The organism is Actinacidiphila epipremni (genome assembly GCF_012034175.1).
GTDB classification, from domain to species: Bacteria; Actinomycetota; Actinomycetes; order Streptomycetales; family Streptomycetaceae; genus Actinacidiphila; species Actinacidiphila epipremni.
On the sequence record NZ_JAATEJ010000036.1, the window covers coordinates 64,883 to 70,882 of the forward strand.

Sequence of the window (6,000 nt, forward strand, 5' to 3'; positions counted from 1 at the left end):
AGCGCGTGACTCGGTGAGGGGCCGACGGGCCAGGCCGGCCCCTCACTCGTCCTCCGAGGGCTCCCCCCCGAACCGGGCGGAGCGGGCCGGCGGCCCTCGGCGGCCCGGTCGCGGCGACTCGGGGGGCCGCGACCGGGAGCGGGTGGTACCCGGCACCCGCCCCGGCGCGATCCGCCGCGGTGTGTGCCGTGGGGAATTCGTACCCGACCCCGGGCCCTGCCCGCTACGAACCCCGGCGTACGTAATCGGCTTCGCGAACTGGGCTTTCCCGGGGACCCGGGCCCCCCAGCAGGGCTTTCGCAGATCGGCGCGGGCCCTTGTCCAAAATGGGACACGTACCAATGTGGACAGACCCCTATGCGGGCCCGCGCGCAAGTGGGCCAATTCAGCCCCGCGCCGCAAACATCCAGGTCGGTGGCGCGAAGTCGGCCGCAGGCCACCGGGGTTCACTTTCCCTCATCCTCAAAGAATGCTCAAATGCGCAGGTCAAAGCGTATTGTTGGGCATTGGTTGACAGTCCTCGCGCCAAACCAAGACCATCGAATGGCCAGTTATCGAACAGTGACGCGGCCTGCTTCACCGCGTCGGGATCCCGGGGGGGATGGCATGGCGACCCGAGAAGTGGTTTCCCCGCCACTGATCCACGGCTTCCTGCGGCACGCGCGTCGGCAGCACGGCGGCCCCGCGCCGCGCGCCACCGGGCCGGCCGCGGGAAAGCGCCGGAGCGGGCTGAGCCAGCAGGACGTGGCGCAGCACATGGGCATCTCCACCCGGCTGTACCAGGACTGGGAAAGCGGTGTCCGCCCGATCCCGCGGCACCGGCTGGACGCGCTTGCCGAGGCGCTGGACCTGGACTCGGCGCGGCGCGACGAGCTGTGGTTCATCGCCAGCGGCGGATTCCCGCCGCGCGGCCCCGGCCGCCCGGACCCGGAGGCGGTCAGCGGCTGGACGTCGTACCTGCAGGCGCTGCCGGTGCCCTCGCTCGCGGTGGACGCCGGCTGGCGCATCGAGGAGAGCAACGCCGCCTGGCAGGGGCTGTTCCTGTCCGCGGGTGAGCCCGAACCGGCCAACCTGCTGCGGTTCGTGCTCTTCTCGCCGTACGCGCGCCGGCTGTGCGGGGAGTGGGAGAGCGGTTGGGCGTCCTCGTATCTGCGGCAGTTGCGGCTGGAGGCGGAGACCACCCGCAGCCCGGAGCTGCGCGGCATCATCGAGGAGATCCAGCGGCATCCCGAACTGGCCGAGCTGTGGCGGGCGGTGGACGGCTCGCACCGCATCCTGCTGCACAACGACGGGCAGGTCCGCATCATCGTCCCGCCGGGCACCGACCGCCCGCAGCACGTCCGCACCCTCGTCTCCTCGCCCGCGCACGACCCGCGGCGCCGGATGGTCACCTTCCTGCCGACGAGGGAGTCCGCGGCCTGAACTCCGCCGCCCGGCACGGGGCTTTACGGTCCCGGGCCCGCTTCTTGCGGACGTACCGCGGCCCCCGGCCGGGCTCGGGGCGCCGGTCGGGGGCCGCGGGGCCGGGTGCCGGTCAGGTGGCCAGCGGCAGCGGGGTGCGGGTGGGGGCGAGCACGGCGGACGGCACGACCTCGCCGGTCATGTCGTCGATGACCGAGACCCGCACCGCCGGGGAGGGCGCGGAGTCCACGGTGAGGGTCAGGTCCAGCGCGAACAGCACGTCCGCGGGGTGCGTACCGCGCTCGTCGGTGTAGGCGCCCGCGTAGTGCAGCACCCGCCAGCCCTCGTCGTCCCAGTGGTCGAGCAGCGCCGACCGTACGACGGGCATCGCCGCCTGCCACGCCAGCGAGTGCTCCAGCAGCTCCACCGTCGCGGCGACCGGCACGCGTTCACCGGTGGCGGGCTCCAACGGGTGGCCGAACAGCCGCAGTCGGGCCCGGCGCAGCGGCATCAGCACCCGCGCCGGGTCGGCCATGAGCGCCGTCACCAGCACGGCGGCCAGGGCCAGTACGGCCGCCGCGGCGGCCGGGCGGTGGGAGATCTCCGACCACCACGGGCGGTCGGCGGTCGCGGCCAGGACCCCGCCGGCCACCACGAGCCCGGCCCGGCTGAACGCCTTGGCCCCGATGGGGCCTTCGGCGCGGGCGGTACACCCGCACGACGACTCCGGCGCGGTGGTCCTGGCGTAGGCCAGGTAGCCGGTGAAGCCGACGCCGAGCAGCGCGGTCGCGGCTCCCGGTACGACGGTGTCCGGCACCGCGAACAGGGCTGCCGCCAGGGCGAGTTCGATCGCGCCGACGCCGCGCAGCGCGAGCGTGGCGCGGCGCCCGTCGTTCAGCACCCGCACCAGCACGGTGTTGGCGGCCAGTCGGTCGGTCTGCCGGCCGAAGAGCTTGCCGGCGCCGGTGACGGCGAGCAGCACGGCGCAGACCAGCGGCGCGAGGTGGGAGACCAGCGGAATCATGGCGGCGCCCCTTTCTAGTGGCCGAGCGAGACGCGGGCGATGTCGATGTTGCCGTCCGCGGGCCGCCAGGCGCCGAGCACCTGCGCCTCCTGCCCGATGCGGGTCTTCGACAGGTCGGCGGTGAGCGCGCCGCCGAGGTAGGAGGCGGTGGTGGTGTCGGGCACGATGTGGCCGACGACCTCGGCACTGCCGTGCTGGAGGTGCAGCCGGTCCTTGGCGATGCCGCGGATGGTGACGTAGACGTTCACGATGTTGACCCACACCGCGTCGGCGGCGATCGTGCCGTCGGGCATCGCCGCGCCACGCGCGTAGAGGCCGTCGCCGACCTCGATCGCCTCGGCGGTGGTGGTGCGCAGCTTCCACACGCTGGTGGCGTTGGTGAGCTGGATCAGGTACCGCTCGCCGTGCGAGCCGGCGACGTCCAGCACGTTGCGGTTGATCGCGACGATACGGCCCTCGGCGAAGGCCGCGGGGATGGCGGTGTCGAGGGAGGGCATCGGCTCGGCGAAGGCCGCGTCCGCGTCGAGTCCGCCGAGGGCGGAGGCCCCGACGATGGTGGCGCCGCCGATGGCGGCGGTGGTGAGGAAGCGCCGGCGGTCCAGGCGGCGCCCGCCGCTCTCGCTGTGCTGGCTGGGGCTCATGTCGTCGTTCGTCCTTCCGTGGCCGGGGGGTGGGGAGGCGGTTGTGGCGTGGGGCTCGCGGGGGCGCGGGTCACTCGTAGATGTAGACCGGGAGCTTGCCGGAGCTGAGGCTGCCGATCGCGGAGAAGGCCGAGGGGGTCAGGTCGATGACCCGGTTGGTGCGGCAGGCGCCGTTGCAGCAGGTGGCCTCGCCGCAGAAGCTCTTGGTGCGCGGGCCGCAGTCGGCGAGCGTGACGCAGACGGTCGCGCCGGAGCACTGGTGCTTGACGTTCATCACCGCGCCGCAGGTGCGCCGCGGCATGCCCTCGCCGCACAGGTCGGGGCGGGTGATGTCGTAGCAGGCGGCGGAGAGGTTGGGCCAGGCCGCCATGTGCTTGCTGGACTGGCAGGTGCCGCAGGCGCCGGTGCCGGCGCTGCCGCAGGAGCCCCAGGCGTTGCCGCAGCAGAACCAGGTGGCTTCGCCGGCCCAGAGGGAGGTGGAACCGCAGGCCATGTCGTGTCCCTTCGGAAGGGGTGGGGGCGCGGGACCGGGGTGGTGACCCGCGCGGGGCGGTGCACGCCGGACGCGGACGCGTACGGGCGGCGCGACGCAAGGGGGCACGGGAGGGCGGGAGATTGCGCGGAGATTACATGCCCATGACAAACGGCGCGGCACGCCCGCGCCATTGCGGGGCGGAGCCGCGGCCTTGCGGGGGTGAACTCGGTCGAACTCGGTGCGGCGAGCGGTGGTTCCGTGCGGTGCCTGGCGGTGCGCGTGCGGGGGCGGGCCTCGGGCGGGCCCCGTGCTGTGCCGTATGCGTCTGATGTGCCGGCAGTGCAAGGTGGAACACCGCAATGATGCGGGATTCTACGCGCGTTCGGAAGGGGGCGTACGCCGCCGGTCCGGTGAACCGGCGGCGCACAACGGGGGCCTTGCGGACGTACGGGACGGACTGCGGGCCGCGGGGACGGAGTTCGGGCGACCGGTACGAACTTCGGGCCGCGGGTGCGGACTTCAGGCGACCGGTACGAACTTCGGGTCACGGATGCGGACTTCAGGCGACCGGTACGAACTTCGGGTCACGGATGCGGACTTCAGGCGACCGGTACGAACCCCGGGCCGCGGGTGCGGACTTCAGGCCGCGGCTACCGACCTCCTCGGGCCGCGGGCAGGAACCTCAGGCCGCCGGTACGGACTTGGGCGCGTGGCCCTGGGCCTCGGCCGGGATGCGCTCGCCCGCCTCGACCGGGACCGGCAGGCGGTTCTCGGCCGGGGGCAGCGGGCAGGTGGCCAGATCGGTGTAGGCGCAGGGCAGGTTGGTGGCGCGGTTGAAGTCGAGCACGACCCGGCCCTCGGCGTCCGGCGCGTCGATCGTCAGCGAGCGGTTCGCGGCGTACGTCGTCACGCCCGAGGTGGCGTCGGTGAAGAGGACCTGGAGCGTACCGGGGGCGTGGCCGTCGAAGGCGGTCAGCCGGTAGGTCGCGCCGTCCAGCGCGAACTCGACCTGCCCCACCGCGTCGTAGACGTGCTCCAGCCCCGCCACCACCGCGCCGACCGGCGTCGGGCGCGGCGCGTCGAAGCGCGTGAAGCGGCCCGGCACCGCCCAGCGCGGGTCGGGCTCGTAGGCGGGCGTGCAGGTGAAGGACACCCGCAGCGCGTTCTCCGGGTGGCGGGGGCGCAGGATGTCGTAGCCGCCGCGCCGGGCGACCTCGATCGCCGCGTCGCCCGCGAGCGGGAACAGGCTCGCCCGCTCGGCCGGCACGCCGAAGTTGTGTCGGCCGCGCAGCGTCTCGCCCTCGTACGCCAGCTCCTCGCCGTCGGCGAGCTCCACCACGACGCCCTCGTCGGTGCTGGACCACGCGCCGGGCGCGTCCGGGAAGCGGGTGGGGGTCTCGTCCAGCCAGTTGAGGCTGGTGATCGCGAGGAAGCCGTGCGGTCCGGCGAGTGCCTCGTCCTTTCTGGCGTGCCACTCCGCCCATTGCCGGGCGAACGCGGCGCGGTCCTGCTGCTCTGCCGGTGCGGTCATGACGTGGTCTCCCTGGGGGGTCGCTGGATTGCCTGGATGGCCTGGATGGGGCGGTGCCGGGCCGGTGTGCGCCGGCGCCGGGGGTCAGGCGCGGGCCGCCGCCTGCGTACGGGTGCGGCCGGCGGGCGGGGTGAGGGCGGGCAGGCCGAGGTGGTCGCGGAGGGTCTCGCCGGTGTATTCGGTGCGGAAGACGCCGCGTTCCTGGAGCAGCGGCACCACGGTGTCGGCGAACTCGTCGAGGCCGCCGGGCGTCAGGTGCGGCACGAGGATGAAGCCGTCGCTCGCGTCGGTCTGCACGAACTCGTTGATCTCCGCGGCGACTTGCGCGGCGGTGCCGATGAAGTTCTGCCGCCCGGTCTCGGCGATGACCAGCTCGCGGATCGAGAGCTTGCCCTCCTCGGCGACCTGCCGCCAGCGGGCGACGGTCGCCAGCAGATCCTGGCCGCGCGCGTCGGCCCGGCCCTTGGCGATCAGGTCGCCCTCCACCAGCGGCTCGACGTCCGGCAGCGGGCCCTCCGGGTCGTAGCCGCTCAGGTCGCGGTTCCACACCCGTTCCAGGAACGCGATCGCGGTCGCCCCGCTGACCTGCTGGTGCCGGATGACGTCGGCCTTCTCCGCCGCGTCCGCCGGGGTATCGCCGAGGACGAAGGTGGCGGCCGGGAGGATCAGCAGGTCCTCGGGCCGGCGGCCGTATGTGGCGAGCCGGCCCTTGACGTCGGCGTAGAAGGCGCGGCCGGCGTCGAAGGTGCCGTGCCGGGAGAAGATCGCGTCGGCGCCGGAGGCGGCGAACTCCCGGCCCTGGTCGGAGTCGCCGGCCTGGAAGACCACCGGCCGGCCCTGCGGGCTGCGCGGTACGTTGAACCGCCCCCGGATGTCGAACTCGCTCACCCGGTGCGCGAATTCACCGGCCTGCGGGTCGCGCAGGAAC

General features: G+C 73.8%; 6 protein-coding genes. 1 reads left to right on the plus strand and 5 read right to left on the minus strand.

Going from position 1 to position 6,000, the window contains the following annotated elements:
- Nucleotides 1-606 precede the first annotated feature (606 nt).
- Nucleotides 607-1,422, plus strand: coding sequence for a helix-turn-helix domain-containing protein (locus tag HCN08_RS31620; RefSeq protein WP_167986750.1), 816 nt, complete (start codon nucleotides 607-609; stop codon nucleotides 1,420-1,422).
- Nucleotides 1,423-1,534: 112 nt separating this feature from the next.
- Here the strand turns inward: HCN08_RS31620 and HCN08_RS31625 are convergent, their stop codons facing one another.
- The 5 genes from HCN08_RS31625 to HCN08_RS31645 form a co-directional block, all read right to left on the minus strand.
- Nucleotides 1,535-2,425: a MauE/DoxX family redox-associated membrane protein gene (locus tag HCN08_RS31625; RefSeq protein WP_167986751.1), complete on the minus strand. Its 891-nt coding sequence runs from the start codon at nucleotides 2,423-2,425 to the stop codon at nucleotides 1,535-1,537.
- Nucleotides 2,426-2,439: 14 nt separating this feature from the next.
- Nucleotides 2,440-3,066 carry a twin-arginine translocation signal domain-containing protein gene (locus HCN08_RS31630; protein ID WP_167986752.1) on the minus strand — a complete coding sequence of 209 codons (627 nt, stop codon included), beginning with the start codon at nucleotides 3,064-3,066 and terminating at the stop codon, nucleotides 2,440-2,442.
- A 70-nt stretch (nucleotides 3,067-3,136) separates the two neighbouring features.
- Nucleotides 3,137-3,559, minus strand: a complete 423-nt coding sequence (locus tag HCN08_RS31635) for an RlpA-like double-psi beta-barrel domain-containing protein (protein ID WP_167986753.1) — start codon at nucleotides 3,557-3,559, stop codon at nucleotides 3,137-3,139.
- Nucleotides 3,560-4,223: 664 nt separating this feature from the next.
- Nucleotides 4,224-5,072: a DUF1684 domain-containing protein gene (locus HCN08_RS31640; protein ID WP_167986754.1), complete on the minus strand. Its 849-nt coding sequence runs from the start codon at nucleotides 5,070-5,072 to the stop codon at nucleotides 4,224-4,226.
- An 84-nt stretch (nucleotides 5,073-5,156) separates the two neighbouring features.
- Nucleotides 5,157-6,000: LLM class flavin-dependent oxidoreductase (locus HCN08_RS31645; protein WP_167986755.1), on the minus strand; the 844-nt coding region annotated here is incomplete at its 5' end.

Coding starts and splice junctions, on each gene's coding strand:
- HCN08_RS31635 (WP_167986753.1), bottom strand. CDS start 3,559: ATGGCCTGCGGTTCCACCTCCCTCTGGGCCGGCGAAGCCACCTGGTTC.
- HCN08_RS31630 (WP_167986752.1), bottom strand. CDS start 3,066: ATGAGCCCCAGCCAGCACAGCGAGAGCGGCGGGCGCCGCCTGGACCGC.
- HCN08_RS31620 (WP_167986750.1), top strand. CDS start 607: ATGGCGACCCGAGAAGTGGTTTCCCCGCCACTGATCCACGGCTTCCTG.
- HCN08_RS31640 (WP_167986754.1), bottom strand. CDS start 5,072: ATGACCGCACCGGCAGAGCAGCAGGACCGCGCCGCGTTCGCCCGGCAA.
- HCN08_RS31625 (WP_167986751.1), bottom strand. CDS start 2,425: ATGATTCCGCTGGTCTCCCACCTCGCGCCGCTGGTCTGCGCCGTGCTG.